Raw genomic sequence first — 24,239 nt, 5'->3', positions numbered from 1 at the left:
TAGGAAGGGGAAGGATTCAGAAGCGCAGCGGCCAGTGACTCAGCCGTTCACGAAGGTTGCCCAGCAGACGGATCAAGCCTTCCGGTTCCTTGATCAGGAACAGGATGATCAGCACGCCGAAGATGATTTTTTGCAGGTTCTGCAATTGCCCGGCATCCACCGAACCGCCGAACAAGGCTTGCCCGGCGTGGCTGAGCAGGATCGGCAACAGGCTGATGAACGCCGCGCCGACGAAGTTGCCGGCGATGCTGCCCATGCCGCCGATAATGATGATGAACAGGATCTGGAACGACCGGTTGATATCGAAACTGCTGGCGCTGGCGGTGCCCAGGTAGGCGAAGGCCCACAGGGCGCCGGCGATGCCCAGGTAGAACGAGCTGACGGCAAACGCCAGGTGTTTGTAGCGCACCACCGGAATGCCAATCACGGCCGCCGCGGTGTCCATGTCGCGGATTGCCATCCAGTTGCGGCCGATCTGGCTTTTCACCAGGTTCACCGCGACCCAGGTCAACAGCAGCACGGTGGTCAGGGTCAGCAGGTAACGGCCCAGCGGCGTGTTCAGGTCGTGGCCGAACAGCGCCAGTTTCGGCGCGGAAATGGTCCCGGACGATCCGTAGTTGTAGAACCAGGGAAATTTGACGAACAACCACTCCAGGAAAAATTGCGCGGCCAGCGTGGTGACCATCAGGTAAAAGCCTTTGATCCGCGAACTCGGCAGCCCGAAAACAAAGCCCACCACCGCACTGATCAGGCCGCCGCCGAGCAACGCGACCGGCAAGCCCAGCTCAGGCAAACGCAGCAAAAATCCGTAGGTGGCAAACGCGCCGACTGCCATGAAACCGGCCGCGCCAACCGAGGTCTGGCCGGTGTAACCGGTAAGCAGGTTCAGGCCGAGCCCGGCCAGGGACAGCACCAGGAACGGGATCAGGATCGCGTTCAGCCAATAGTCATTACCGGTCAGCGGCACGACTACGAAAGCGATCAACAACAAGGCGAGCAATCCAAACGGTACGCGACGCTGGATCAACACCGACGGCGCGGTTTCGCGGGCAAGGGAAATCGACATGGGTTCAGACTCGCTCGATGGCGCGCTCGCCGAACAGGCCGGCGGGACGGATGTACAGGAAGGCCAGGGCCAGGACGTAAGCGAACCACGGTGTGATGCCGCCACCGATCAGCGGACCGATGTAGACCTCGGCGAGGTTCTCCGCCGCGCCGACAATCAAGCCGCCGACGATGGCCCCGCCAATCGAGGTGAAACCGCCGATGATCAATACCGGCAAGGCCTTGAGCACCACCAGCGACAAGGAAAATTGCACCCCTTGGCGCGCGCCCCAGAGCAACCCGGCGACCAAGCCGACAATGCCCGCCACGGCCCAGACGATCTGCCAGATGCGGTTGAGGTTGATGCCGATCGACAGCGCCGCCGTGGTGTCATCCGCCACGGCGCGCAACGACACGCCGATGCGGGTCTTGTTGAACAGCAGCGCCAATACCGTCACCAGGACGATGGCGGCAGCGGCGGCAATCAGGTCGAACTGGCTGACCATCATCCCGCCGATGAACACCGGCACGTCGTCTATCCCTAAGTCCAGCGCCCGCACCTGCGAGCCCATCAGGCCCTGGGCCAGGCCTTCGATGATGAACGACAGCCCGAGTGTCGCCATGAACAGGGTGATCTGCGAGCGGTTGACCAGCGGCCGCAGCACCAGCCGTTCGATCAGCAGCGCGCCGATGATCATCACCACCACCGTCAGCAACAGCGCCAGGGCAAACGGCACGCCCTGATCGTGCAGGCTGACGAAGGTCAGCGCGGCGAACAGCAGCATCGCGCCCTGGGCAAAATTGAACACGCCGCTGGCTTTGTAGATCAGCACGAAGCCGATGGCGACCAGCGAATACATGGTGCCGGCGAGCAAGCCGCCGAGCAGGGTTTCGAAGAAGAACGTCATCAGTGCACCACTCCCAGATACGCTGCGATCACTTCGGGATCGGCCTGCACTTCGGCCGGCGTGCCGTCGCCGACCTTCCTCCCGTAATCGAGCACCACAACGTGGTCGGACAGGCCCATCACCACGCTCATGTCGTGCTCGATCAACACCACCGTGGTGCCGAGGTCGCGGTTGATGTCGGCGATGAAACGGGCCATTTCCTGTTTCTCTTCCGCGTTCATCCCGGCCATCGGTTCATCCAGCAGCAACAGGCGCGGACCGGCGATCAAGGCGCGGCCCAGCTCCACGCGTTTTTGCAGGCCGTAAGAGAGATTGCCCACCGGCACATCGCGGTGCGCTTGCAGTTCAAGGAATTCGAGAATGCCCTGGGCCTGCCGACGGAAATCCTCGGCCTCGCGACGGGCGCGCGGCAGGTTGAGGGCCTGCTCGATGAAGCTGCTGCGCAGGTGCCGCGACAGGCCGGTGAGGATGTTGTCGATCACGCTCATCTTCTTGAACAGCGCGTTGTTCTGGAACGTCCGGCCAATGCCCCGGCGCGCGGCGGTCAACGGGTCGATGCGTTTGAACGGCTGCTGTTCGAAGACGATCGAACCGGCATCGAAGCGGTACACGCCGTTCAGCACGTTGAGCAGCGAACTCTTGCCCGCGCCGTTGGGGCCGATCAGCGCGCAGATCTCGCCCCGGCGCACGTCGAAGGACAGTTCGTTGATCGCTTTCACGCCTTTGAAGGACAGGGAAATGCCGCTGACTTGCAGAATGGAATCGGTCGAAGTCATGCGATGTCCCGTTTGAATTCGGCGAGCCAGTTCGGCGCCGGTTGAGCGTCCGGGGTGCGCGTGGCTTGCCAGATGTAATGCAGGTTGTGGAAGCCGAGCAGGCGGCGAACGCGATTTTTGATCAGCCGTTGCAAGCCCTTTTCCGGATGGGCGATGGCCCAGTCGCACAGACGCCGGCGCCAGGTGCCTTGGGGGGCGAGACGGCTTTCTATTTCGGCGGCCAGCAGTTGCAGGCGCTCGGCCGACAGCAGCAGGCCCGAGGGTGCTACTTCGCGACGGTCGCGGCGGGCGCTGCCGGGGCTTTCCGGGAAGGCCAGGGCGTGGCCGCTGGTGAGCCATTGCTCAAGCAGTACGCGCAGGCCGTTCTGCCAATGCGTGCCCTCTTCGCTCCACAGCTGCGGGCCTTTGTGCCAGCGGCTGAGCCGTTGCGGGGAGTCCACCGGGCCGAGCAGATCGCTGAAGTTCAGCAGGGTCTGGCCCTGATTGAGCCAGAGTTGCTGGGTCTGCCGGCCCTGGATGAAGGCATGGGTCGGGCGACTGCGCCACAGGGCCTTGTGCAGGGATTCGGCGTCGAGGGTGTCCACCAGCGTCAGCAGTTGCCCGCCGACGTGTTGGGCGGCCAGGGCCAACAGCAACAGGTCTGGCTCGAATGCACCGCTCAGCGCCAGGCGCGAATCCTCGGTAAAACCTTGCTGGCGCAAACCGTCCGCCAGGCGCTCGACATCGCGCAAGACATCGATCCAGCGCCAGACAAACCACTGGCCATGGCGCTTGTGGCGCAACGCCGGTTGCAACGGGCTGACCTGAGCCCAGTGGCGCAGTTGCTCCAGCGCCTTGGGCAGATCGACCCGCCACTCGGCGGTGTCCTCGATTGGCGGACGTTTAAGTTCATGCACGCTCATGGGTGACCTCCTGTTCATGGGCAAAAGCGTGCGGTGGTCCGCTGGGCCAAAATCTCTAAAACACCATCGTCCCCTGTAGGAGCCGGCTTGCCGGCGATGGCGGTTTCACTGTCGACATCAATGCCGGATGTGCCGGCCTCATCGCGAGCAGGCTCGCTCCTACAGGGTTTTGTGTCGTCCACGAATTCCGCTGAGACACATAACCTGTGGGAGCCGGCGTTCCGACGATGGCGTCTACGCCGACACCACCTTTTTCTCCTGCTGCCGCAACCCCGCCAGGTCCCGATACCCCGCACCCGGATGAATCTCCGGCAACCGCGGTCCTTCCCCGAACAACTTCTCGCGCAACGTCCCCGGCGCGTATTCGGTCTTGTAGACCCCGCGCTTCTGCAACTCCGGCACCAGCAACTCCACGGCGTCGATAAAGGTTTCGTGGGTCAGCGCATACGCGAGGTTGAAGCCATCGACATCGGTCTCTTCAACCCATTCCTGCAACAGGTCGGCAACGGTTTCCGGGCTGCCGACAAACAGCGGGCCAAACCCGCCGATCCCGACCCAATCGGCCAGTTCGTTCGGCGTCCAGACCTTGTTCGGATCCGCCGTGGAGAACGCCTCCACCGCCGATTGAATGGCATTGGTGTGCACATGCTTGAGTGGTTCATCCGGCTTGAACTGGCTGAAGTCGATTCCGGTCCAGCCGGAAATCAACGCCATTGCGCCTTCATAACTGACCCAGGTTTTGTATTCCTCGAACTTGGCTTTGGCCTTGGCATCGGTCTCGCCGAGGATCACCGTCTGCAGGTTGAAAATCAGGATCTTCTTCGGATCGCGCCCGGCCTCGGCGGCGCGACGGCGGATGTCGGCGACGGTCTTTTTCAACAGCACCTTCGACGGCGCCGCCACAAACACGCATTCGGCATGCTCGGCAGCGAACTGCTTGCCACGACTCGACGCGCCAGCCTGATACAGCACGGGGGTGCGTTGCGGCGAAGGTTCGCAGAGGTGAATGCCCGGCACCTGGAAGTGTTTGCCGACGTGCTGGATCTCATGAATTTTGCTGGGATCACTGAAGATCCGGCGCTCGCGGTCACGCAGGATCGCGCCCTCCTCCCAGCTGCCTTCCCAGAGCTTGTAGCAAACCTCCAGATACTCTTCGGCAAAGTCGTAGCGAGCGTCATGCTCGGCCTGGTTTTTCTGCCCGAGGTTCTTCGCGCCGCTTTCCAGGTACGAGGTCACGATGTTCCAGCCGGCCCGGCCCTTGGTCAGGTGATCGAGGGTCGAGAGACGCCGGGCGAACGGATACGGATGCTCGAACGACAGCGACGCGGTCAGGCCAAAACCCAGGTGTTCGGTGACCAGCGCCATCGGCGGAATCAGTTGCAGCGGGTCGTTGACCGGCACCTGCGCGGCCTGGCGAATCGCCGCGTCACCGTTGCCGTTGTAGACGTCGTAGATGCCCAGCACGTCGGCGATGAACAGGCCATCGAACTTGCCGCGTTCGAGGATTTTCGCCAGATCGGTCCAGTATTCCAGGTCCTTGTATTGCCACGAGCGATCCCGCGGATGGGCCCACAACCCCGGCGACTGATGGCCGACGCAGTTCATGTCAAAGGCGTTGAGACGAATTTCACGGGCCATCAAACGGCGCTCCTGAAGCTTGGGGGATGAATGCCGTTGAGGCGAAAGTTACCGATGAGGTGGAGTTTCCAGCGCAGCGGATCGTGCAGCGAACCGTGCAAGGCTGTGCGTTGCCCCGTCAGTTCGAATTCAGTGTTGCTCGCGGTGTTGAGCGCCTCGGCGCTGGCCAGGTGCGACTCGGCGATGGCGACGCTGATCTCGGTGTCGTCTTCGTGGCCATTCAGGAAATCTTCGGCACGCTCAAGCAGCGCAGCGGCGACCTCGATGCGAATGTGCACATCGCCGAAACGGCTGATGACGTAAGGATCGTCCGTGGCGTTGGCCTGCTGGCGGACAGCGCGCAGGGTCGCGTCGAGCAGGCTGCGGGCGTTGTGCAGGTCATGCTGACTTTTGGCCAGGGGTTGCGTGGCCGCAATCGGTTGGGTCAAGGCGTTCATGGTGGGCTCCTCAGTTCCAGGCGTGGCGCGCGGGCTTCACGCCGTTGAGCAGGTAGTTGCCGATCAGGTGGTATTTCCAGCGCGCCGGGTCGTGCAAGGTGTGCGTCCGGGCGTTGCGCCAGTGGCGGTCGAGGTTGTACTTGCCGAGCACCGAGCGGGTGCCGGCCAGTTCGAACAGTTTGCTGCTGGCGAGCAAGGCGATTTCGGCCGAGAGGACTTTGGCCTGGGCGACCACCACCGAGGCGTGGGCCACGGTGTCTTCATTGGCATTGAGCAACGCGGCGTCGATGGCCTGACCGGCCTTTTTCAGGATCGCCTCGGTGCCATGCACCCGCCATTCGAGGTCGCCAATCGCGGAGATGCTGAACGGGTCCTGCCAGCCGTGATCCTGGCCGCTGTCGATCCAGGGCCGCGACTCGCGGGCGTAGCGCTTGGTTTCTTCCAGCGCGCCGACGGCAATGCCGGTGTCCACCGCCGCTTGAATGATTTGCGAAATCGGGCCGTCGGCGGTGGGTTCGTCGAACGCTTTATGCGCCGGAATCACCGCACTGAGCGGCACCTTCACCGCGTTCAACGTGACACCGCCACTGGCCGTTGTGCGCTGGCCGAAACCGTCCCAGCTGTCGATCACGGTCAAACCGGGATTGTCCCGTTCGATAAACGCGATGAAGGCCTGGTTCTGCTCGTTGACCGCAACGGCCGGGACGATGTGTGCGAACAGTGCGCCGGTGCAATAGAACTTCTCGCCGTCAATTTGCGCGGTGTCTGAGTCGAAACGAATTCGGGTTTCGAAGGCCCCGGCGTTTTTGCTCTTGGATTCAGAGAAGGCGTTGCCGAACCGGTAACCCTGCAGGACTTTGCCGAAGTAATAGCGTTTCTGCTCTTCAGTGGCGGTTTGCAGCAGGATGTCGAGCACGCCAAGGTGGTTTTGCGGAATCTGGCCGAGGGACGAGTCGGCGGCGGAAATGATCTTGATTACTTCCGCGACGGTCACGTAGGAAACGCCGGCGCCGCCGTATTCCTTGGGAACGGTGATGCCCCAGAGGCCGCTGGCGGAAAACTCGTCGAGCTCGGCGACCGGCAATCGTCGCTCCCGATCACGCACGCTGGCCTCGACGGCGAACCGTGCAGCGAGCTTGTGAGCGACGGCAATCGCCTCGGCGTCCGAGCGGATCACATGGGCGGTGCGAGGGGTTTGGGCAGAGGCTGTCATGGGCCGACTCCGGGATTCTGGTGAATGCACCAGAGCTTTTGCAGGAGTCGTGCCTGAAATTAAATCTGTTTTATTTCAATAACTTGATGATCTATCCGAGAAAACTACGCAGCTTCAAAACAGCAAAGTGTCTATTCAGTGTTGATCGGCGAACAGTTAGATCACCACGTTCCTGACAAACCGCGCCGCCACCGCCCCATCATTGCGATAGGCATGCCGCTGGTCGCTGGCGAACATGTAGAACTCGCCGGCGGCAATCTCATGGGGTGTGTCACCCAACATCAGGGTCAGGCAACCTTCGAAGACGAAGATCTGTTCGCTCCAGCCTTCTGGATCCGCATGCGCCGGGTAAATTTCCCCCGGTTGCAGGCACCATTCCCATTGCTCCACTTCGCGGGTGGCAATGGCTTTTGAGAGCAGAACGGCTTTGCTGCCGGGAATCTTGCCGGCCCAGGCCACTTCGTTGATGCGGCTCGGGTCGCGGGCATCCGGGGCCTGGATCAGGTCGCTGAAGGCGACGTCCAGCGCTTCGGCAACGCGGTCCAGAGTGGTGAGGCTGACGTTCTTCTCGCCGGCCTCGATCGCCACCAGCATCCGGCGGCTGACACCGGACTTTTCCGCCAGCGCGGTCTGGCTCATGTCGGCGGCGTGACGCAGGCGCCGAACGTTCAAACTGACGTGCTGAAGGACCGAAGCCCGTTGTGTTGAATCTTTGTGCACTATATTGCTCGCTTGGTGGGGTTGGGCAGTATACTGCGCAACATTTGGCGCATTGTGCGTCGCCCTCAGGTAGCGCGCAAGGTCATGACGTCGTTGAACTCCTCCCCGGTTTCTTCCCGTAAGTTCAGCAAAGCCGAGTGCGTGCTGGTGCTGATTACCATGGTCTGGGGCGGTACCTTCCTGTTGGTGCAGCACGCGATGACGGTCAGCGGTCCGATGTTCTTCGTCGGCCTGCGCTTCGCGGCGGCAGCGTGCATCGTCGCCCTGTTCTCCTGGCGCCAACTGCGCGACCTGACTCTGTTCGAACTCAAGGCCGGCGCGTTCATCGGCGTGGCGATCATGCTGGGCTACGGCTTGCAGACCGTCGGTTTGCAGAGCATTCCCAGCAGCCAGTCGGCGTTTATCACTGCACTTTACGTGCCTTTCGTGCCGTTGCTGCAATGGCTGGTACTGGGACGTCGCCCGGGCTTGATGCCGAGCGTCGGCATCATGCTGGCATTCACCGGGCTGATGCTGCTGTCCGGGCCGGCGGGCGCCTCGTTCCACTTCAGCCCCGGCGAGATCGCAACGCTGATCAGCGCCATCGCGATTGCCGCCGAGATCATCCTGATCAGCACCTACGCGGGACAGGTCGATGTGCGGCGGGTCACGGTGGTGCAATTGGCGACCACTTCGGTGCTGTCATTCCTGATGGTGGTGCCGACCCGGGAAGTGATTCCCGACTTCTCCTGGCTGCTGCTGTGCAGCGCCCTGGGCCTCGGCGCGGCGAGCGCGGCCATTCAAGTGGCAATGAACTGGGCGCAGAAAAGCGTTTCGCCGACCAGGGCAACCTTGATCTATGCCGGTGAACCGGTGTGGGCCGGGATCGTCGGGCGGATCGCCGGGGAGCGGCTGCCGGCGATTGCGTTGCTGGGCGCGGGGTTGATTGTGGCGGCGGTGATTGTGAGTGAGTTGAAGACCAAGGGTAAGGCGGCTGCGACGGAAGAAGCGTTGGAGCGGGAAACTGAGGGTTAAGCCACTCAATCTGTGGTGTTTGATAGATCGCTATCGCGAGCAGGCTCGCTCCCACAAGGAATTCGCGTCGTACACAACAATTGTGTTCACTGAGAATCCATGTGGGAGCGAGCCTGCTCGCGAAGGGGCCAGACCTGCTGAACCCATTCTTCTGAAACAATGTGAATCCGGCTTTTTCCGTCTACCTTGTAGGATTCTGCGACAGCTTGCCGTTTGGTGATCCGGGGACTGGCACGTATGATGCTTCACAAACTTCCGCAGATTAGAAGCCTATGTCCCTGATAGTTCTACTGCTTCTGCCCTTCGTCGGCAGCTGTGTCGCGGCCTTGCTGCCGCACAATGCACGTAATACCGAATCTCTGCTGGCTGGTGTGGTCGCCCTGATCGGCACTCTCCAGGTTGCCCTCCTGTACCCGCAGATCGCCAATGGCGGGGTCATTCGCGAAGAATTTTTCTGGTTGCCCAGCCTTGGCCTGAACTTCGTTCTGCGCATGGACGGGTTCGCCTGGCTGTTCTCGATGCTGGTGCTGGGCATCGGCACGCTGGTGTCGCTGTACGCTCGCTACTACATGTCGCCGGACGATCCGGTGCCGCGCTTCTTCGCGTTTTTCCTGGCGTTCATGGGCGCCATGCTGGGTCTGGTTATTTCCGGCAACCTGATCCAGATCGTATTTTTCTGGGAGCTGACCAGCCTCTTTTCATTCCTGTTGATCGGTTACTGGCACCACCGCGCCGATGCGCGACGCGGCGCCTATATGGCGTTGATGGTCACCGGCGCGGGCGGTTTGTGTTTGCTGGCGGGGGTCATGCTGCTCGGCCATGTGGTCGGCAGCTATGACCTGGACAAGGTCCTGGCCGCCGGCGATCTGATTCGCGCACATGCCCTCTACCCTGTTCTGCTCCCCCTGATCCTGATTGGCGCCCTGAGCAAAAGCGCGCAATTCCCCTTCCACTTCTGGCTGCCCCACGCGATGGCGGCGCCGACACCGGTCTCGGCCTATCTGCACTCGGCAACCATGGTCAAGGCCGGGGTTTTCCTGCTCGCGCGCCTGTGGCCGTCGTTGTCCGGCAGTGAAGAATGGTTCTACATCGTCAGCGGCGCCGGGGCCTGCACCCTGTTGCTCGGCGCGTATTGCGCGATGTTCCAGAACGACCTCAAGGGCCTGCTGGCCTACTCGACCATCAGCCACCTCGGCCTGATCACCCTGCTGCTGGGCCTCAACAGCCCGCTGGCCGCGGTCGCCGCGGTGTTCCACATTCTCAACCACGCCACCTTCAAGGCATCGCTGTTCATGGCCGCCGGGATCATCGACCACGAAAGCGGCACCCGGGACATTCGCAAGCTCAGCGGCCTGATCAAGCTGATTCCGTTCACCGCCACCCTGGCCATGGTCGCCAGCGCCTCGATGGCTGGCGTGCCGCTGTTGAACGGCTTCCTGTCGAAAGAAATGTTCTTCGCCGAAACCGTGTTCATCAACGCGACGGCCTGGGTCGAGATGACCCTGCCGATTGTCGCGACCATCGCCGGTGCATTCAGCGTCGCCTACTCGCTGCGCTTCACCGTCGATGTGTTCTTCGGCCCGACCGCCACCGACTTGCCGCACACCCCGCACGAGCCGCCGCGCTGGATGCGCGCGCCGGTGGAACTGCTGGTATTCGCCTGCCTGATCGTCGGGATCTTCCCGGCGCAAGTGGTCGGCTCGATACTCGCTGCCGCCGCCCTGCCCGTCGTCGGCGGCACCTTGCCCGAATACAGCCTGGCCATCTGGCACGGCTGGAACGCGCCGATGATCATGAGCCTGATCGCCATGTCCAGCGGCATCGTGCTGTACCTGCTGCTGCGCAACCAGTTCAAGCACGGCCGCTTCAAATACCCGCCAGTGGTTGGCCTGTTCAACGGCAAGCGCCTGTTCGAGCGCAGCCTGGTGATCATGATGCGCCTGGCCCGTCGCCTGGAGCGGCGGATCAGCACCAAACGCCTGCAGACCCAGTTGTTCCTGATGGTGCTCGCCGCCGTGCTGGCCGGGCTGATCCCGATGCTCCACAGCAGCCTCAGTTGGGGCGACCGACCGAAGATTCCGGGCTCCATCGTGTTCGTGACCCTGTGGTTGCTGGCGATTGCCTGTGCCCTCGGCGCAGCGTGGCAGGCCAAGTACCACCGGCTCGCGGCCCTGACCATGGTCAGCGTTTGCGGCCTGATGACCTGCATCACCTTTGTCTGGTTCTCCGCGCCGGACCTGGCGCTGACGCAACTGGTGGTCGAAGTGGTGACCACGGTGCTGATCCTGCTGGGCCTGCGCTGGTTGCCGCGACGGATCGAAGAGGTGTCGCCGCTGCCGAGCAGTCTGCGCAAGGCGCGTATCCGCCGTCTGCGCGACTTGCTGCTGTCGATCGCCGTCGGTGGCGGCATGGCGCTGCTGTCGTACGCGATGCTGACGCGCCAGACGCCCAACGATATTTCTTCGTTCTACCTCAGCCGCGCCCTGCCGGAAGGCGGCGGCAGCAACGTGGTCAACGTGATGCTGGTGGACTTCCGAGGCTTCGACACCCTCGGTGAAATCACCGTGCTGGTGGCCGTGGCGCTGACCGTGTTCGCCCTGTTGCGACGTTTCCGCCCGCCGAAAGAAAGCCTGCAACTGCCGGCCCAACAGCGACTGCTCGCGCCCGACGTGGTCACTGACCTGGTCAACCCGCGTCACGCCAGCGACACCGCGCTCGGTTTCATGATGGTGCCGGCGGTGTTGGTGCGCCTGCTGCTGCCGATTGCGTTCGTGGTCTCGGTCTACCTGTTCATGCGCGGCCACAACCAGCCGGGTGGCGGGTTCGTTGCAGGGCTGGTGATGTCGGTGGCGTTCATCCTGCAATACATGGTTGCCGGCACGCAGTGGGTCGAGGCGCAAATGAGCCTGCGACCGCTGCGCTGGATGGGCACCGGCCTGCTCTTCGCCACGGCCACCGGGCTCGGGGCGATGGCCGTCGGTTATCCGTTCCTGACCACCCACACCTGGCATTTCGGCTTGCCGGTGCTGGGTGACATTCACATCGCCAGCGCACTGTTCTTCGACATCGGCGTGTACTCGGTGGTGGTCGGTTCGACGCTGTTGATCCTCACTGCCCTCGCCCACCAATCGGTCCGGGGCCACAAGACCGCTGCCCAGCCCAAACCCGTTGCCATGAAGGAGGCCGTCTGATGGAAGAAGTCATCGCAATCGCCATCGGCGTACTGGCTGCGTCCGGCGTCTGGCTGGTGCTGCGGCCACGGACGTTCCAGGTGGTCATGGGCCTGTGCCTGCTGTCCTATGGCGTCAACCTGTTCATTTTCAGCATGGGCAGCCTGTTCATCGGCAAGGAGCCGATCATCAAGGACGGCGTGCCGCAAGACCTGTTGCATTACACCGACCCGCTGCCGCAAGCGCTGGTGCTGACCGCCATCGTGATCAGCTTCGCCATGACCGCGCTGTTTCTCGTGGTACTGCTGGCCTCGCGCGGTTTGACCGGCACCGACCATGTGGATGGCCGGGAGCCTAAAGAATGAATTGGATGACGCACCTGATCGCCGCGCCGATTCTGCTGCCGCTGCTGACCGCCGCCATCATGTTGATGCTCGGTGAGAAACACCGGCCGCTGAAGGCCCGGATCAACCTGCTGTCCAGCCTGCTGGGCCTGGGCATTGCCGTGCTGTTGCTGCAATGGACGCAAACCACCGGCGTGCCCGGTTCCATCGGCGTGTACCTGCCGGGCAACTGGCAAGTGCCGTTCGGTATCGTCCTGGTGGTCGATCGCCTGTCCGCGCTGATGCTGGTGCTGACCGGGATCATCGGCGTCAGCGCCCTGCTGTTCGCCATGGCCCGCTGGGACGGCGCCGGTTCGAGCTTCCACGCGCTGTTCCAGATTCAGATGATGGGCCTGTATGGCGCGTTCCTGACCGCCGACCTGTTCAACCTGTTCGTGTTTTTCGAGGTGCTGCTGGCGGCGTCCTACGGCCTGATGCTCCACGGCTCGGGCCGGGCGCGGGTGTCGTCGGGGTTGCATTACATCTCGATCAACCTGCTGGCCTCGTCGCTGTTCCTGATTGGCGCGGCGCTGATCTATGGCGTCACCGGCACGTTGAACATGGCCGACCTGGCGCTGAAAATCCCGCTGGTGCCGGAAGCCGATCGTGGCTTGCTGCATGCCGGCGCGGCGATTCTCGCCGTGGCGTTCCTGGCCAAGGCCGGGATGTGGCCGCTGAATTTCTGGCTGGTGCCAGCCTATTCCTCGGCCAGCGCCCCGGTGGCCGCGATGTTCGCGATCATGACCAAGGTCGGCGTCTACACGCTGCTGCGCCTATGGACCTTGCTGTTCTCCGGCCAGGCCGGCGCGTCGGCGTACTTTGGCGGCGACTGGCTGATCTACGGCGGCATGGCCACCATCGTCTGCGCCGCCGTGGCGATTCTTTCCGCACAACGACTGGAGCGCATGGCCAGCCTGAGCATTCTGGTGTCGGCGGGAATCCTGCTGTCGGCCATCGGTTTCGCCCAGCCAAACCTGATCGGCGCGGCGCTGTTCTATCTGGTCAGCTCGACCCTGGCGTTGAGCGCGCTGTTCCTGCTGGCCGAGCTGATCGAACGTTCGCGCTCGGCTACTGAAATGCCGCTGTTCGATGACGCCGACCTGATTGCGCGTCCGCAGGAGCCCCAGCAACCGACCAAGGGCATCAACCTCGATGACGAACAGAAAGCCGTGGTCGGCCAGGTGATTCCCTGGACCATGGCGTTTCTCGGTCTTAGTTTCATCGCCTGCGCGCTGCTGATCATTGGTATGCCGCCGCTGTCCGGGTTTATCGGCAAACTCGGTTTGCTGCACGCCCTGCTCAACCCGCTGGGCCTGGGCAATGGCGCGGATGAACCGGTGTCATACGCCGCGTGGGGCTTGCTGGCATTGCTGGTTCTCTCCGGGCTGGCGTCGCTGATTGCCTTTTCGCGCTTGGGCATCCAGCGTTTCTGGACGCCTGAAGAACGACCGTCGCCGTTGCTGCGACGCCTGGAATGCGTGCCGATCATTGCGCTGCTGGGCCTGAGCATTCTGCTGACCTTCAAGGCCGAGCCGCTGCTGCGTTACACCCAGGCAGCCGCCCAGGCTTTGAACAACCCGCAGCAATACGTGATGGCGGTGCTGGGTACCCGGGCGATTCCGAGTCCGGAAGCCAGGGCAGCCGTCGCGGAGGTGCAACCATGACGCGCTTGTTTCCTGCGCCGTGGTTGTCGTTGGCGCTGTGGTTGTTGTGGCTGGTGCTGAACCTGTCGATGAGCCCGGGCAATCTGCTGCTGGGCGCCGTGCTCGGGTTCTGTGCGCCGCTGATGATGCGCAAGCTGCGCCCGCTGCCGATCCGCATTCGGCGTCCGGGGGTGATTTTCCGTTTGTTCTTCATCGTCGGGCGCGATGTGCTGGCGTCCAACCTTGCCGTGGCCTGGGGTGTACTCAACGCCGGTCGCAAGGCGCCGCGCTCGCAGTTTGTCAAAGTGCCGCTGGACCTGCGCGACGCCAATGGCCTCGCGGCGCTGGCGATGATCTGCACAGTGGTCCCCGGCACAGTCTGGTCGGAACTGGCGCTGGACCGCAGCATCCTGTTGCTGCACGTCTTCGATCTGGAGGACGAAGCGCTGTTCATCGAGCATTTCAAGGCGACCTACGAGCGCCCGTTGATGGAGATCTTCGAATGAGCCCGTTGCTGTCGAACGCGATTCTGTTGAGCCTGTTCATTTTTTCCGTGGCGATGGTGCTGACCCTGATTCGCCTGTTCAAGGGGCCGTCGGCGCAAGACCGGGTTCTGGCGCTGGACTACCTGTACATCGTCGCGATGCTGATGATGCTCACGCTGGGTATTCGTTATGCCAGTGACACCTACTTCGAAGCGGCGCTGCTGATTGCGCTGTTCGGCTTCGTCGGCTCGTTTGCCCTGGCGAAATTCCTGCTGCGTGGCGAGGTGATCGAATGAACGCTGAACTGTCTCTGTGGGTGGAAATTCCGGTGGCGATTCTGCTGGTACTCAGCAGCGTGTTCGCGTTGATCGGCGCGATCGGCCTGGTGCGGATGAAGGATTACTTCCAGCGCATGCACCCGCCGGCCCTGGCCTCGACATTGGGCGCATGGTGCGTGGCGCTGGCGTCGATCATCTACTTTTCGGCGCTCAAATCCGGGCCGGTGCTGCATGCCTGGCTGATCCCGATTCTGCTGGCGATCACGGTGCCGGTGACGACGTTGCTGCTGGCGCGGGCGGCGCTGTTCCGCAAACGCATGGCCGGGGATGATGTGCCGGCTGAGGTGAGTAGTCGGCGGACTGAGAGCGGGAGTTGAGTCCGGGGAGTTGTGTTGATTGTTCGGGCCTCATCGCTGGCAAGCCAGCTCCCACAAGTGTTGTGTTGAGTCAGAGGTTTTGTGTAAGGCACAAATCCTGTGGGAGCTGGCTTGCCAGCGATGAGGCCAGATCAGCCGACACCTGAAGCCCGGCAGACCTCAAACCCAGGCAACCGCCAACAACCCTGCCCCCAACACCACACACAACGGCGAATACACCCACGTATCCAGCCGCGCAAATCTCGAACCCTTGACCTCCTTGAAAAAACCCACCAGGTTCGAATCGCCAATCGCCCGGGCGAACATCAGCAGGGCGATGGCGCTGATCACCCATTGCAGCGATCGATGGGTCACCGCCGGCAGCCACCAGCCGACTCGCAAGCACACCAGCGCAGCAATCAACAGCAATCCGAACGCCACCAGCAGCGTCAGCCACCCCGAAGGCTTGAACGCGGGCAGCGACCTCGCGCCGCCCTCTTCGGGCACCTGTGGCACTGCCGCCACGGCAGCCCACTGGCCACCCATCGCCCAGTAGACATGTATCAGGCTGATCACCGCGAAGATCGTCACCAGCCATTGAGCCAACACAAATGTCATGGTCGAGAATCCTGAAAAGGGATCTGAACAAATCATCCTAGTCGGCATTTTTAGAAGTGCATGGATGATCAACGATGATAAAGTGCCGCCCCATGAAACTCACCCGAACCGATCGCTCGCTCATTGCATGGATGCTTTATTGCTGCGTCCTGTTCAATGTGTTCGCCTGCAGTATCGGCCACGGGCAAATGGTCGGCGCGCAACTCAACGGCCTCGGTGGCCAGTTCTGTACGGTTGACCCGCGCACTCAAGCGCCAGCCTCCTCAAACACCTCCGACGAGCAGCTGCCGAGTCTGTCCAAGGCATTCGGCTGCCCGCTGTGCTCCACCGGCGGCATGGGCCCGGCGCTCAACTCCAGCCTGACCCTGGCGATCCTCCCGGAACAACACAGCCCGCCGTTGGCAGTCATTGCCAACGCTGACCTCCCTGCTCGCTTCACCTGGCCGTCGGCCAATCCCCGCGCCCCGCCGTTCGCCTGAATCCCTTCGCCCTTAATCAGCTCACTTCGCCAACGCGAGGCGTTCGCCTGTGCGCTGTTTCCTAGCAAGCCTTCAGGATTCATCGATGAAAACCATTTCTTTGCTGGCCAGCCTGTTCGGCTGCCTGTCCGTTAACGCCTGGGCCCAGGCCACACTTGATCTCGCCCCCATCACCATTGATGGCGACGCCACGGCCGAGCCGGGCCTGAGCCTCGACCAATCCAGCGGCATGGCTTCGCGCCTCGGCTTGAGCGTGCGGGAAACCCCGGCCTCGGTGGCGATCGCCAATCGCAACGACATTGAACGCCACGGCGCGCAGAACTTCCAGGACGCCGCCAACACCTTGCCAGGCGTGAATGCCAGTGCACCGCCGGGCTTTGGCGGGTTTGTCTCCTACCGAGGTTTCACCAGCAGCCAGATCACCCAGATGTTCAATGGCGTCAACGTCTCCGGTGGCCTTGCCCGGCCGGTGGATGCGTGGATCTACGATAGGGTCGAACTGGTGGGTGGCCCGTCGTCGCTGATCAATGGCGCCGGCTCCGTGGGCGGTTCGCTGAATTACGTGACCAAACTGGCGACCCGCGAAGAGCAAGCTGCCGAAGGCCGGGTCAGCTATGGCACTTACGACACCACCGAGACCGCGTTCGGCCTCAACCACGCGCTGACTGAAGCCGGCGCGGACGTGCAGCACTACGCGCGGCTCGACGTCAGCCACAACACCGGCAACGGCTACATCGATCGCCAGGAGCGGGATGCCTGGAGCGTGGCGTTCTCGCTACTCAGTGACCTGACACCGAACCTGTCCCACACCCTGGCCCTGGAATACCAGGATGAACACGAAGACAGTCCGTACTGGGGCACGCCGGTGCTTAACCCCAAGGCTGGCGAACTGAAGATCGACAAACACAACCGCTTCAACAACTACAACGTCGAGGACGGGCGTTACGAACAGCGCACGGTCTGGGTGCGTTCGATCATCGACTACCGGATCAACGACCGCACCACCCTGCGCAACACCCTTTACCACCTCGACAGCCAGCGCGATTACCGCAACCTGGAAACCTACCAGTACAGCGCCGACAACCGTTTGGTGAACCGTTCAACGGCGTATCAGGTCCGGCATCAGGGTGAACAGAACGGCAACCAGTTCGAGCTGCGCCACGACAACACCCTGTTCGGTCTGGACACCACCTGGTCCGGCGGCTTCGAGTACAAGGTCAACCAGACCACCAACTCGCCGCTGAACGTCAAAGGTGCCAACACCGTCGACCCGAACAACTATCAGCCGGGACATTTCTACGACATCCCGGGCACCCGGCCGGGGTTTGTCAGCGACAAGACCAACCAGGTCACCACCAAGGCGCTGTTTGCCGAAAACCGCCTGGCGCTGACGGACAAGCTGTCGCTGCTGACGGGCCTGCGTTACGACGACATCGACCTGGACGTGACCAACCACCGGGAAGTGACCGCCAGCAATCCCCGGCACCTCAAGCGCAGCTGGGAACCGCTGACCGGCCGCGTCGGCCTGACCTACCAGTTCATTCCCGAGGCCAATGTCTACGTGCAATACAGCACTGCGGCCGAACAGCCCAACGGCACGCAGGACTTCGATGTCTCTACCGGTAAACAGTGGGAGGTTGGCAGCAAGTTCGATTATCTGGACGGTCGCGGTTCGGCGACGTTGGCGGCTTACACCATTGAACGCAAAGACTTTGCGGCGACTGACCCGCTGGACCCGACCTTGAGCATTCCCGTGGGCCAGCAGACCTCCAAAGGGATCGAACTGTCCAGCTCGTTGCGAATCACCGACAAGCTGCTGGCCGAAGGCAACTTTGCCTGGGTCGACGCGCAATACGATGAATTCACCGAGAAGAATGCGGCGGGCGTGGTGGTGTCGCGCAAGGGCAACACACCGACCAACGTGCCGGATCGGGTCGGCAATCTGTGGCTGACCTATGATTTTGCGCCGCAATGGCAAGGGGGTGTCGACGCGCGCTACGTGGCCTCGGTGTTTGCCGACAGCGCCAACACCATGACCGTGCCGTCGTACACGCTGTACGGCACGTTCCTCAGTTACAAGGTTGACCACCACACCACCGTCACCGGCCGGGTGCGCAACCTGACCAACGAGGTGTATGCCGAGTTTGCGCATGTGTCACCGGCGTATTACCTAGGTACGCCGCGCACTTTTGAATTGGCCGTCCAAACACGGTTTTAGTACTCCAACACAATCCCTGTAGGAGCCGGCTTGCCGGCGATGAGGCCCTTGAGTGATGCATCGATTTCGAGGCCGCCATCGCCGGCAAGCCGGCTCCTACAGTTTGGTGGTGTCAGCTGCACCCCGTCACTTCAGCTCGGCGGCAACTTTGTCCGCCACCTCCTTCGGCACCCAGGCTTGCCACACGTCTGGGTGCGCCTTCATGAACGCCTCCGCTGCCTGCCGTGGCGGCGTGTGTTTCTCGCTCATTTCGGCCAGCGCCTTGTTCAACGGATCGATAGGGAAATCGACCTTGCTGAAAAACTCGGCGATCTGCGGGTACTGTTTCTGGAATGGCGTGGACACGCCGATGGACAGCTTCGAGGCCAGGGAACGGGTCGGCTTGGGATTGGGGTTGTCGGCGTCGGTCAGGGTTTTCCAGGCCTCGGCATCGAATGGCGGCTCTTCCAGCTGAATCAGTTTGAAGCGCCCGAGCAACGGCGTCGGCGACCAGTAATAGAACAGGACCGGTTTGCCGCGACGGATTGATGAACTGATCTCCGCATCCAGCGCCGCCCCCGAACCGCTACGGAAGTTCACATAACTGTCGTCCAGGCCATAAGCCTTGAGTTTCTGCTTGTTGACCACTTCCGACGTCCAGCCGATCGGGCTGTTGAGGAAACGCCCCTTGCCCGGGCTTTCCGGATCGCTGAACACCCCCTTGTATTTGGGCAGGTCGCTGACGCTGCGCAGGTCCGGCGCCAGCGGCTTGATGCCCTTCGCCGGATCGCCCTTGATCACGTACTCGGGGACCCACCAGCCTTCGGTTGCACCCTTGACCGTATCGCCGAGACTGACGACCTTGCCTTCGGCCTCAGCCTTGACCCAGACCGGGCTACGACCGGCCCACTCCTCGCCAATGACCTGGATGTCATTGTTGGCCAGTGCGGTCTCCAGGGTGATGGTGGTTCCCGGCAAGGTATCGGTCGGCAGCCCGTAGCCCTTCTCGACGATGATCCGCAGGATATCGGTGATCAGGCTGCCGCTTTCCCAGTTCAGGTCGGCGAAGTGGATGGGCGCCTGGGCGGCGAATAGCGGAACGGGCGAACCCGTCAGACCGAAAGCGACCAGGGCAGCGGTCAACAAACGTCGAAATCCGTACATGCTTTTGCACCTCGTGCTGTTCACAGCAATAGCAGGATGGCCTGATAAAGACCGCAAGCCTCAAAATACTCAGTCAACTGACTGTAGTAGAGGTTCCTGCTTTCGAGGGGCGTGGATTATTTTTCGGAAATTTCCTGCAAACGCGCGAGCTCTCTTCTGACCATGCTGGCGTACTCCGCCGGGCGCAACGTGTAGATTTGCGACGCCACCCACCCCAGCCAGGCACCCTGCAGGATGGCCTTCTGCTCGAACAGCCGGCGCGCTTCGGTTTGAGCGCTGACCAGGTTCTGTTCGTGGAAATCGGCGCGGGTCAGGCTCATTACTCGCTGGCCTTGAACGTCACCAGTTCGCCCTTGCGCCACTTGGCTGCCTTGGCCGTCACGGCTTTGAGGGTCTTGGTCAGGCCTTCCTGCAACTGTTCATGAGCGGCAAACACCATCACCACGCTGTGACCTTCCTTGAACACGATCCCGTGCCCGTCGGCCGTGGTCACGAACGCGTAATCGCCGAGGCCGTACACGGTCAGTTTGATTTCGCGGAATTTGATGTCCAGTTTGCCGCCTTCACGGCTGGGCAGTACCGACGCGCTGAAATGATCGCCGACCTTGAGTTTCAGGCCCGGCTTGTCGTCCACCACCAGCGCGGCTTCGGTGTCGAGTTCAGCAATGTAAATTCCTTCGGCGTTCTGTTCGGTGACATAAACAAAACGTGACTGGAACTGTTTAACCAGCTTTGCGCGCAGATCGCCCAGCACGAACAAAGCGTGCATATCGAGATTACTTACTGCCAAGGAAACATCCCCACATCTGAAAATGATGCTGCACGCAGACAGACAGCGCACAGCAGAAAAAAGCGGCAATGCCGAAATATGTAGCCAAAGGGTCCGGGGCGAAGCCGGAAACGAGCGGAGGGCTCATCCATTGCGAGACATGAAAAGACTACTGGAATGTCACTCGCGTCGTCTTGCCTGGCCGTCGTCAGAAGTTGAAGGAAAAAGCCCTTCTGTGCGCCAGAAAAGAAGGATTACCAACCTTAGGGAAAAAACGCTGCAAAAAAAGCATTTTTCCGACATATCACTCGCAAAAAATTGCTTTAGATGAACATCAATCGCCCACCCGTGGCGGTGATTCTAGAGCAGCGATGCTCATCGAGACTACCCAAAACGACGTACACACGTCGGCAAAATCATGAAAAGGACTTCATATGTGCACCCTGACACACTTCACGCCTCATACAAATCATCCATCGACGTTGCCCCTGGCAATGTTTCCGCGCACGGTGTTTCACCCTGCGGAGCCCGCCGCACCGCGCTTTCAGGTGGTACTGGCGGGTAATGCCTTCTTCCATATCAAGGAAATTTCCACGGGCCATGTAAGAGGTTTCCGCAGCGACCATAACGAAGCCTGCGCACTTGCCCGCGCACTTGAACTACGTCCCTAAGCGTGTGCTTCTTCCATTCCAATAGACGTTTCGTCATGCCGACGACTTAACTCAGCCGTCGGCGGGCAACTACTGCCATACTGCCTCACCCATGAAACCCGTTCCCACGTCGGACGGCGTTCAATACAACAATACATTTCCAAGGGAAGGCTGCCACGTGACGGAATTTGATATTGGTGAATTTTTTATCCGGGGCGAAGCCAGAGAAGTCGAGGGCGAATTCCAGGCCGTCATCATCATGCGCGCCAAACCGCCGCTGAAGACCGTGACCTATCACCAGGTCGAGAAAGATCGCTGGTTCAAAACCTCGGACGTCGCTGCCGTCGCAGCCCGTGAAGCGGCCCAGGCTCTGAAGCTCGCCGTGGATCAGGGTGCCTTGAAAGCCTGATCGCCGGTTCGCCGTCTATGCTCATCCCTGCTTTCGAAGAACGCTATCGAACTCCTGAGGCGCGGCTCTCTCAGATGCTATGCAGCCGCTCTCAGATCTCGCACCCGCGCGACCAGCAAGGAGATGAAGATGGATTCACCTATACACGACCTCAAAGGCTTGTTCGACCAGCTCGGCCTGGACTCCAGCGAAAAAGCCATCGACGATTTCATCGCCAGCCATTCCCCGCTACCCGACGATAAAAAACTGATCGACGCCGAGTTCTGGACGCCGCAACAAGCCGGTTTCCTGAAGGAGCAATTGCGTGAAGACGCCGACTGGGCGCGGGTGGTCGACGACCTGAACCTGCGGATGCATCAGGTTCATTGAATCAATGCAGGCTGTCGGGGGTTTCGGCACTTAATTGCGCCAGCCAGGCAGCCCTGCACTCCTCCGCTTCATCGCGACTGGAGAACGCTGTTCCGCGGCGTTCACCGTTGAGCAATACCACCCAGCAGACGCTTTTGCCCGTCGCACGCAAACTGGCGGGGACACCGCTGCCAATCATCACGGCGACATCGACTTTGCTTTGCATGCTGACCTCTCGTTTTTCATTAGCAACCTAACTATGTGGATATGGTAATGAGTTCGTCGGTGGGGAAACAGCGAGTGGGTGCACAGATCAGTTGCTGGAATCGTAATAATGCTGGGGGGTGTTGGTGTACATATCCGTTGCTACGGTAACGGCGGCTATTGGTTCCGCCCTTGCGGCAAGATCAAAAGCGAACGCGATCCTTGTGGGAGCGAGCCTGCTCGCGAAAATTGACCGGGCAACGCGTTCATCCAGACAGCCCGCGTCATCGTTGACGTCCATCGCTGGCAAGCCAGCTCCCACAGTGAAATGCGCTCGATCAGAAAACCCGATGCCCTGTGGGAGCGAGCTTGCTCGCGAAAAACGCCAACACACCGCGTTCATCCAGGCAGCACCCGTTATCGTTGACGTCCATCGCGAGCAGGCTCGCTCCCACAGGGAAACGCGAACACAAGAGAGCCAGGTCGGCTTTAAGGCCGCCTCGGCGGCTGTGGCGATGGTCGCCCCCTCGAGAGGCCGAGTGGAGGTTCTGCGTAGTGGGCAACCCGGCATGGATGCCGGGTTAGCCGCGCACGGCCATGGATGGCCGATCGCGGCGGGCCCACGGAGCAGGACCGGAACGAGGGCATGCCGAGCATTAGCGAGGCACCGAACGACAGGGGCAAAAGCGCTTGGTTACTTGGCGCTCTTCCAAGTAACTCGCCGTAAGGGCGAAACCGCCAGCCGCCGCAACCGAAAAAACGGATATGCCCCCCAAATCAAATCAAATCAAATCAAATCAAATCAAATCACCGCAACCCTTGCGGCTTATACCCCAACCGCAACCCACCCCAATGCCGCCCCTTGACCATGATCGGCACCGAAAGATCATGCATCAGCTCCCCGGTATCCCGCGTATAGGTCTGCAACAAAACCGCCTGCTGATGGCTGCCACAGCGAATCCCCGTCCGGTCGGCAAATTTGCGTTTGGTGCGGTTCTGCACGGTATCGACCTGCACATCCCCGGTCAGCGGCTGGCTGAACACTTTGTTATGGGTCGGCACATACCCCTGCTGCGTACAGGCAATGGCGAACACCAGGCCTTCATGACGCGGCAACAACGGCTCCTGGATCGCCGGCAGTACCTTGTCGGTGTAGCGGTCGAAACGAGTCTGAAACTTGGCCGGGCTGGTATTGGGGATCGCCTGGTAATTGCGGTCGAACAAATCATCGAGGCTGACAAGCCCCTGATCGATATCGGCTTCAAAACGCGCCGCGATCTGGCTCGCACCTTCACGCGCCAGGTCATAAATCCGCTGGTGATAATCATCCAGCCCGACTTCGGCGAGACGCTCGCTGATGGTTTCGGCCTGCCCTTCCATCTGTACGGCGGCATGGGCCAGACGCTGGGTCTGTTGATCGCTGATCGCCAGGTCGCCGCGCATCTGCTCGATGGCATGGAACAAACTGTCGAGTTGCTCACGGTTGGTCTCGGCACCTTTGGCAATGTCGCCGACCTGACTTTCGACACCCGCCGCCAGTCGCGCAATGTTCTCCAGGTGCTGCCCGGTGTGCTCGACTTGCGCGACGCCAATGTCGAGGTCGCTGGACAACTGTCGGATCTGCTCAACCACCTGCGCCGTGCGTTGCTGGATATCGGCAACCATCTCGCCGACTTCGCCGGTCGCCGTCGCCGTGCGCGCGGCCAGGCCCCGGACTTCATCGGCGACCACCGCAAACCCGCGCCCGTGCTCCCCGGCCCGGGCCGCCTCGATCGCCGCGTTCAACGCCAGCAGATTGGTCTGGCTGGCGATGGACTGGATCACCAGTGTGACGCGCTGGATATCGTCACTGCGCAGGCTCAGGGCTTCGATCAATTCACGGCTGTTGCTCGCGCGCAGACTGAGATGGTGCATGCGACTGATGGATTCGATCAGCTCCGTGCGCCCTGCCGCGCTGCTCTGGTGAGCCTCGCTGGCGGCGTCGAGCGCGGTTCGGCTGAGCGCCGAGGTGGCTTTCTCGGTGGCGATCATCACTTCGGCGTTGCTGACGATCTGCGCCGCAGCACCGAGTTGTGATTGCAGTTTGTCCGCCAGTTGCTTGACCGCATAGGCCACGCCGGCGGCGGACAGTGCGTTGTGACTGGTGGTGTGGGAAAGGTCGCGAGTCAGCTCGGCAATGGCGCCGTGACTGTCGACGGAGGCAACCTCGGGAATGGCGCGGGATCGCAGCCGGGGCAGCCAGACAATCAGCATGGTCAACGGCAGGCCAAGGTAAAGCGACCAGCCGCCAAGCGTCATGCCGCACAGCAACAGCATCAGGGCGATGCTTTGCAGGGTGGGCGCCAGCCAGCGGTTTTGCGGCAACAGTACTGGTGCGGGCACGGGCCCGACCAGAGATCCATCTCTCGTCATCTTTATCACCCCAGGTCACTTC

The 24,239-nt window shown here is 61.6% G+C and carries 26 protein-coding genes; 12 read left to right on the top strand and 14 right to left on the bottom strand.

The features are described from left to right. Window positions 1-16 precede the first annotated feature (16 nt). The 8 genes from ACF6ZU_RS25125 to ACF6ZU_RS25090 form a co-directional block, all read right to left on the bottom strand. Window positions 17-1,066 carry a branched-chain amino acid ABC transporter permease gene (locus tag ACF6ZU_RS25125; RefSeq protein WP_392888011.1) on the bottom strand — a complete coding sequence of 350 codons (1,050 nt, stop codon included), beginning with the start codon at window positions 1,064-1,066 and terminating at the stop codon, window positions 17-19. Between the two features lie 4 nt (window positions 1,067-1,070). After that, on the bottom strand, window positions 1,071-1,952 hold the full coding sequence (locus ACF6ZU_RS25120; protein WP_253427184.1) for a branched-chain amino acid ABC transporter permease: 882 nt from the start codon (window positions 1,950-1,952) through the stop codon (window positions 1,071-1,073). Next, entirely contained in the window at window positions 1,952-2,728 is a 777-nt protein-coding gene (locus ACF6ZU_RS25115; protein ID WP_392888008.1) for an ABC transporter ATP-binding protein, read from the bottom strand. Before ACF6ZU_RS25115 ends, ACF6ZU_RS25120 begins: the two co-directional genes overlap by 1 nt. After that, on the bottom strand, window positions 2,725-3,630 hold the full coding sequence (locus ACF6ZU_RS25110) for an AMP-binding protein (RefSeq protein WP_392888005.1): 906 nt from the start codon (window positions 3,628-3,630) through the stop codon (window positions 2,725-2,727). The genes ACF6ZU_RS25115 and ACF6ZU_RS25110 overlap by 4 nt, the downstream gene beginning before the upstream one ends. 234 nt (window positions 3,631-3,864) lie before the next feature. Then, window positions 3,865-5,268, bottom strand: a complete 1,404-nt coding sequence (locus tag ACF6ZU_RS25105; protein WP_392888003.1) for an LLM class flavin-dependent oxidoreductase — start codon at window positions 5,266-5,268, stop codon at window positions 3,865-3,867. Further along, on the bottom strand, window positions 5,268-5,705 hold the full coding sequence (locus ACF6ZU_RS25100; protein WP_392888001.1) for an acyl-CoA dehydrogenase: 438 nt from the start codon (window positions 5,703-5,705) through the stop codon (window positions 5,268-5,270). The genes ACF6ZU_RS25105 and ACF6ZU_RS25100 overlap by 1 nt, the downstream gene beginning before the upstream one ends. A gap of 10 nt (window positions 5,706-5,715) precedes the next feature. Continuing rightward, on the bottom strand, window positions 5,716-6,918 hold the full coding sequence (locus ACF6ZU_RS25095) for an SfnB family sulfur acquisition oxidoreductase (protein ID WP_392887999.1): 1,203 nt from the start codon (window positions 6,916-6,918) through the stop codon (window positions 5,716-5,718). Window positions 6,919-7,074: 156 nt separating this feature from the next. Then, entirely contained in the window at window positions 7,075-7,638 is a 564-nt protein-coding gene (locus tag ACF6ZU_RS25090) for a helix-turn-helix domain-containing protein (protein ID WP_392887997.1), read from the bottom strand. On the opposite strand from ACF6ZU_RS25090, the gene ACF6ZU_RS25085 reads away from it, so the two are divergent. The 7 genes from ACF6ZU_RS25085 (at window position 7,633) to ACF6ZU_RS25055 (ending at window position 14,988) form a co-directional block, all read left to right on the top strand. After that, window positions 7,633-8,652, top strand: a complete 1,020-nt coding sequence (locus ACF6ZU_RS25085; protein WP_392887995.1) for a DMT family transporter — start codon at window positions 7,633-7,635, stop codon at window positions 8,650-8,652. The genes ACF6ZU_RS25090 and ACF6ZU_RS25085 overlap by 6 nt on opposite strands. A gap of 272 nt (window positions 8,653-8,924) precedes the next feature. Then, a complete protein-coding gene (locus tag ACF6ZU_RS25080) occupies window positions 8,925-11,843 on the top strand; it encodes a monovalent cation/H+ antiporter subunit A (RefSeq protein WP_392887993.1) in 2,919 nt (972 codons plus the stop codon). After that, the gene (locus ACF6ZU_RS25075) at window positions 11,843-12,187 is read left to right on the top strand and encodes a Na+/H+ antiporter subunit C (RefSeq protein WP_003202835.1); all 345 of its coding nucleotides are present in this window, start codon (window positions 11,843-11,845) and stop codon (window positions 12,185-12,187) included. The genes ACF6ZU_RS25080 and ACF6ZU_RS25075 overlap by 1 nt, the downstream gene beginning before the upstream one ends. Then, the gene (locus ACF6ZU_RS25070; protein ID WP_392887986.1) at window positions 12,184-13,869 is read left to right on the top strand and encodes a monovalent cation/H+ antiporter subunit D; all 1,686 of its coding nucleotides are present in this window, start codon (window positions 12,184-12,186) and stop codon (window positions 13,867-13,869) included. The genes ACF6ZU_RS25075 and ACF6ZU_RS25070 overlap by 4 nt, the downstream gene beginning before the upstream one ends. Then, on the top strand, window positions 13,866-14,354 hold the full coding sequence (locus ACF6ZU_RS25065; protein WP_392887983.1) for a Na+/H+ antiporter subunit E: 489 nt from the start codon (window positions 13,866-13,868) through the stop codon (window positions 14,352-14,354). Before ACF6ZU_RS25070 ends, ACF6ZU_RS25065 begins: the two co-directional genes overlap by 4 nt. Next, window positions 14,351-14,629, top strand: a complete 279-nt coding sequence (locus ACF6ZU_RS25060) for a K+/H+ antiporter subunit F (RefSeq protein ID WP_392887980.1) — start codon at window positions 14,351-14,353, stop codon at window positions 14,627-14,629. The genes ACF6ZU_RS25065 and ACF6ZU_RS25060 overlap by 4 nt, the downstream gene beginning before the upstream one ends. Continuing rightward, a complete protein-coding gene (locus tag ACF6ZU_RS25055) occupies window positions 14,626-14,988 on the top strand; it encodes a Na+/H+ antiporter subunit G (protein WP_084323645.1) in 363 nt (120 codons plus the stop codon). The genes ACF6ZU_RS25060 and ACF6ZU_RS25055 overlap by 4 nt, the downstream gene beginning before the upstream one ends. Before the next feature lie 159 nt (window positions 14,989-15,147). On the opposite strand, the gene ACF6ZU_RS25050 is transcribed toward ACF6ZU_RS25055, so the two are convergent. Next, entirely contained in the window at window positions 15,148-15,585 is a 438-nt protein-coding gene (locus ACF6ZU_RS25050; protein ID WP_392887977.1) for a DUF3995 domain-containing protein, read from the bottom strand. Window positions 15,586-15,677: 92 nt separating this feature from the next. Between ACF6ZU_RS25050 and ACF6ZU_RS25045 the strand changes: the two genes are divergently transcribed. Together ACF6ZU_RS25045 and ACF6ZU_RS25040 are read left to right on the top strand one after the other, a co-directional pair. Continuing rightward, complete coding sequence (locus ACF6ZU_RS25045) at window positions 15,678-16,064, top strand: DUF2946 domain-containing protein (RefSeq protein WP_392887975.1); 387 nt, start codon at window positions 15,678-15,680, stop codon at window positions 16,062-16,064. Window positions 16,065-16,149: 85 nt separating this feature from the next. Then, window positions 16,150-18,282 (top strand): TonB-dependent receptor, encoded by a 2,133-nt coding sequence (locus tag ACF6ZU_RS25040; RefSeq protein ID WP_392887972.1) that lies wholly within the window; start codon window positions 16,150-16,152, stop codon window positions 18,280-18,282. A 126-nt stretch (window positions 18,283-18,408) separates the two neighbouring features. Here the strand turns inward: ACF6ZU_RS25040 and ACF6ZU_RS25035 are convergent, their stop codons facing one another. The 3 genes from ACF6ZU_RS25035 to ACF6ZU_RS25025 form a co-directional block, all read right to left on the bottom strand. Continuing rightward, window positions 18,409-19,425, bottom strand: a complete 1,017-nt coding sequence (locus ACF6ZU_RS25035; protein WP_392887970.1) for an ABC transporter substrate-binding protein — start codon at window positions 19,423-19,425, stop codon at window positions 18,409-18,411. Between the two features lie 116 nt (window positions 19,426-19,541). Further along, a complete protein-coding gene (locus ACF6ZU_RS25030) occupies window positions 19,542-19,745 on the bottom strand; it encodes a hypothetical protein (RefSeq protein ID WP_392887968.1) in 204 nt (67 codons plus the stop codon). Next, a complete protein-coding gene (locus ACF6ZU_RS25025) occupies window positions 19,745-20,215 on the bottom strand; it encodes a hypothetical protein (protein ID WP_392887966.1) in 471 nt (156 codons plus the stop codon). The genes ACF6ZU_RS25030 and ACF6ZU_RS25025 overlap by 1 nt, the downstream gene beginning before the upstream one ends. A 413-nt stretch (window positions 20,216-20,628) precedes the next feature. On the opposite strand from ACF6ZU_RS25025, the gene ACF6ZU_RS25020 reads away from it, so the two are divergent. The 3 genes from ACF6ZU_RS25020 to ACF6ZU_RS25010 all read left to right on the top strand — a co-directional run bounded on the left by ACF6ZU_RS25020 (window position 20,629) and on the right by ACF6ZU_RS25010 (window position 21,622). Then, the gene (locus ACF6ZU_RS25020) at window positions 20,629-20,865 is read left to right on the top strand and encodes a hypothetical protein (RefSeq protein ID WP_392887964.1); all 237 of its coding nucleotides are present in this window, start codon (window positions 20,629-20,631) and stop codon (window positions 20,863-20,865) included. 157 nt (window positions 20,866-21,022) lie between these two features. Then, window positions 21,023-21,253, top strand: coding sequence for a hypothetical protein (locus ACF6ZU_RS25015; protein ID WP_392893919.1), 231 nt, complete (start codon window positions 21,023-21,025; stop codon window positions 21,251-21,253). Window positions 21,254-21,382: 129 nt separating this feature from the next. After that, window positions 21,383-21,622: a DUF2789 domain-containing protein gene (locus ACF6ZU_RS25010; protein ID WP_392887962.1), complete on the top strand. Its 240-nt coding sequence runs from the start codon at window positions 21,383-21,385 to the stop codon at window positions 21,620-21,622. A gap of 1 nt (window position 21,623) precedes the next feature. On the opposite strand, the gene ACF6ZU_RS25005 is transcribed toward ACF6ZU_RS25010, so the two are convergent. Beyond that, entirely contained in the window at window positions 21,624-21,827 is a 204-nt protein-coding gene (locus ACF6ZU_RS25005; protein WP_392887960.1) for a hypothetical protein, read from the bottom strand. A 785-nt stretch (window positions 21,828-22,612) separates the two neighbouring features. Then, window positions 22,613-23,836: a methyl-accepting chemotaxis protein gene (locus ACF6ZU_RS25000; RefSeq protein WP_392893917.1), complete on the bottom strand. Its 1,224-nt coding sequence runs from the start codon at window positions 23,834-23,836 to the stop codon at window positions 22,613-22,615. Window positions 23,837-24,239 lie beyond the last annotated feature (403 nt).

Origin of the sequence: Pseudomonas migulae (assembly GCF_043225285.1) — a bacterium.
Lineage (GTDB): Bacteria > Pseudomonadota > Gammaproteobacteria > Pseudomonadales > Pseudomonadaceae > Aquipseudomonas > Aquipseudomonas migulae_C.
The sequence above is the reverse complement of the archived record's forward strand: the minus strand, read 5'-3'. Positions and strand labels throughout refer to the sequence as shown.

Bases quoted from the DNA above. Each gene is read 5' to 3' on its own strand.
- ACF6ZU_RS25125 (WP_392888011.1), bottom strand. From the start codon at position 1,066: ATGTCGATTTCCCTTGCCCGCGAAACCGCGCCGTCGGTGTTGATCCAG.
- ACF6ZU_RS25120 (WP_253427184.1), bottom strand. From the start codon at position 1,952: ATGACGTTCTTCTTCGAAACCCTGCTCGGCGGCTTGCTCGCCGGCACC.
- ACF6ZU_RS25115 (WP_392888008.1), bottom strand. From the start codon at position 2,728: ATGACTTCGACCGATTCCATTCTGCAAGTCAGCGGCATTTCCCTGTCC.
- ACF6ZU_RS25110 (WP_392888005.1), bottom strand. From the start codon at position 3,630: ATGAGCGTGCATGAACTTAAACGTCCGCCAATCGAGGACACCGCCGAG.
- ACF6ZU_RS25105 (WP_392888003.1), bottom strand. From the start codon at position 5,268: ATGGCCCGTGAAATTCGTCTCAACGCCTTTGACATGAACTGCGTCGGC.
- ACF6ZU_RS25100 (WP_392888001.1), bottom strand. From the start codon at position 5,705: ATGAACGCCTTGACCCAACCGATTGCGGCCACGCAACCCCTGGCCAAA.
- ACF6ZU_RS25095 (WP_392887999.1), bottom strand. From the start codon at position 6,918: ATGACAGCCTCTGCCCAAACCCCTCGCACCGCCCATGTGATCCGCTCG.
- ACF6ZU_RS25080 (WP_392887993.1), top strand. From the start codon at position 8,925: ATGTCCCTGATAGTTCTACTGCTTCTGCCCTTCGTCGGCAGCTGTGTC.
- ACF6ZU_RS25075 (WP_003202835.1), top strand. From the start codon at position 11,843: ATGGAAGAAGTCATCGCAATCGCCATCGGCGTACTGGCTGCGTCCGGC.
- ACF6ZU_RS25070 (WP_392887986.1), top strand. From the start codon at position 12,184: ATGAATTGGATGACGCACCTGATCGCCGCGCCGATTCTGCTGCCGCTG.
- ACF6ZU_RS25065 (WP_392887983.1), top strand. From the start codon at position 13,866: ATGACGCGCTTGTTTCCTGCGCCGTGGTTGTCGTTGGCGCTGTGGTTG.
- ACF6ZU_RS25060 (WP_392887980.1), top strand. From the start codon at position 14,351: ATGAGCCCGTTGCTGTCGAACGCGATTCTGTTGAGCCTGTTCATTTTT.
- ACF6ZU_RS25055 (WP_084323645.1), top strand. From the start codon at position 14,626: ATGAACGCTGAACTGTCTCTGTGGGTGGAAATTCCGGTGGCGATTCTG.
- ACF6ZU_RS25050 (WP_392887977.1), bottom strand. From the start codon at position 15,585: ATGACATTTGTGTTGGCTCAATGGCTGGTGACGATCTTCGCGGTGATC.
- ACF6ZU_RS25045 (WP_392887975.1), top strand. From the start codon at position 15,678: ATGAAACTCACCCGAACCGATCGCTCGCTCATTGCATGGATGCTTTAT.
- ACF6ZU_RS25040 (WP_392887972.1), top strand. From the start codon at position 16,150: ATGAAAACCATTTCTTTGCTGGCCAGCCTGTTCGGCTGCCTGTCCGTT.
- ACF6ZU_RS25035 (WP_392887970.1), bottom strand. From the start codon at position 19,425: ATGTACGGATTTCGACGTTTGTTGACCGCTGCCCTGGTCGCTTTCGGT.
- ACF6ZU_RS25030 (WP_392887968.1), bottom strand. From the start codon at position 19,745: ATGAGCCTGACCCGCGCCGATTTCCACGAACAGAACCTGGTCAGCGCT.
- ACF6ZU_RS25020 (WP_392887964.1), top strand. From the start codon at position 20,629: ATGTGCACCCTGACACACTTCACGCCTCATACAAATCATCCATCGACG.
- ACF6ZU_RS25010 (WP_392887962.1), top strand. From the start codon at position 21,383: ATGGATTCACCTATACACGACCTCAAAGGCTTGTTCGACCAGCTCGGC.
- ACF6ZU_RS25005 (WP_392887960.1), bottom strand. From the start codon at position 21,827: ATGCAAAGCAAAGTCGATGTCGCCGTGATGATTGGCAGCGGTGTCCCC.
- ACF6ZU_RS25000 (WP_392893917.1), bottom strand. From the start codon at position 23,836: ATGATCGCCACCGAGAAAGCCACCTCGGCGCTCAGCCGAACCGCGCTC.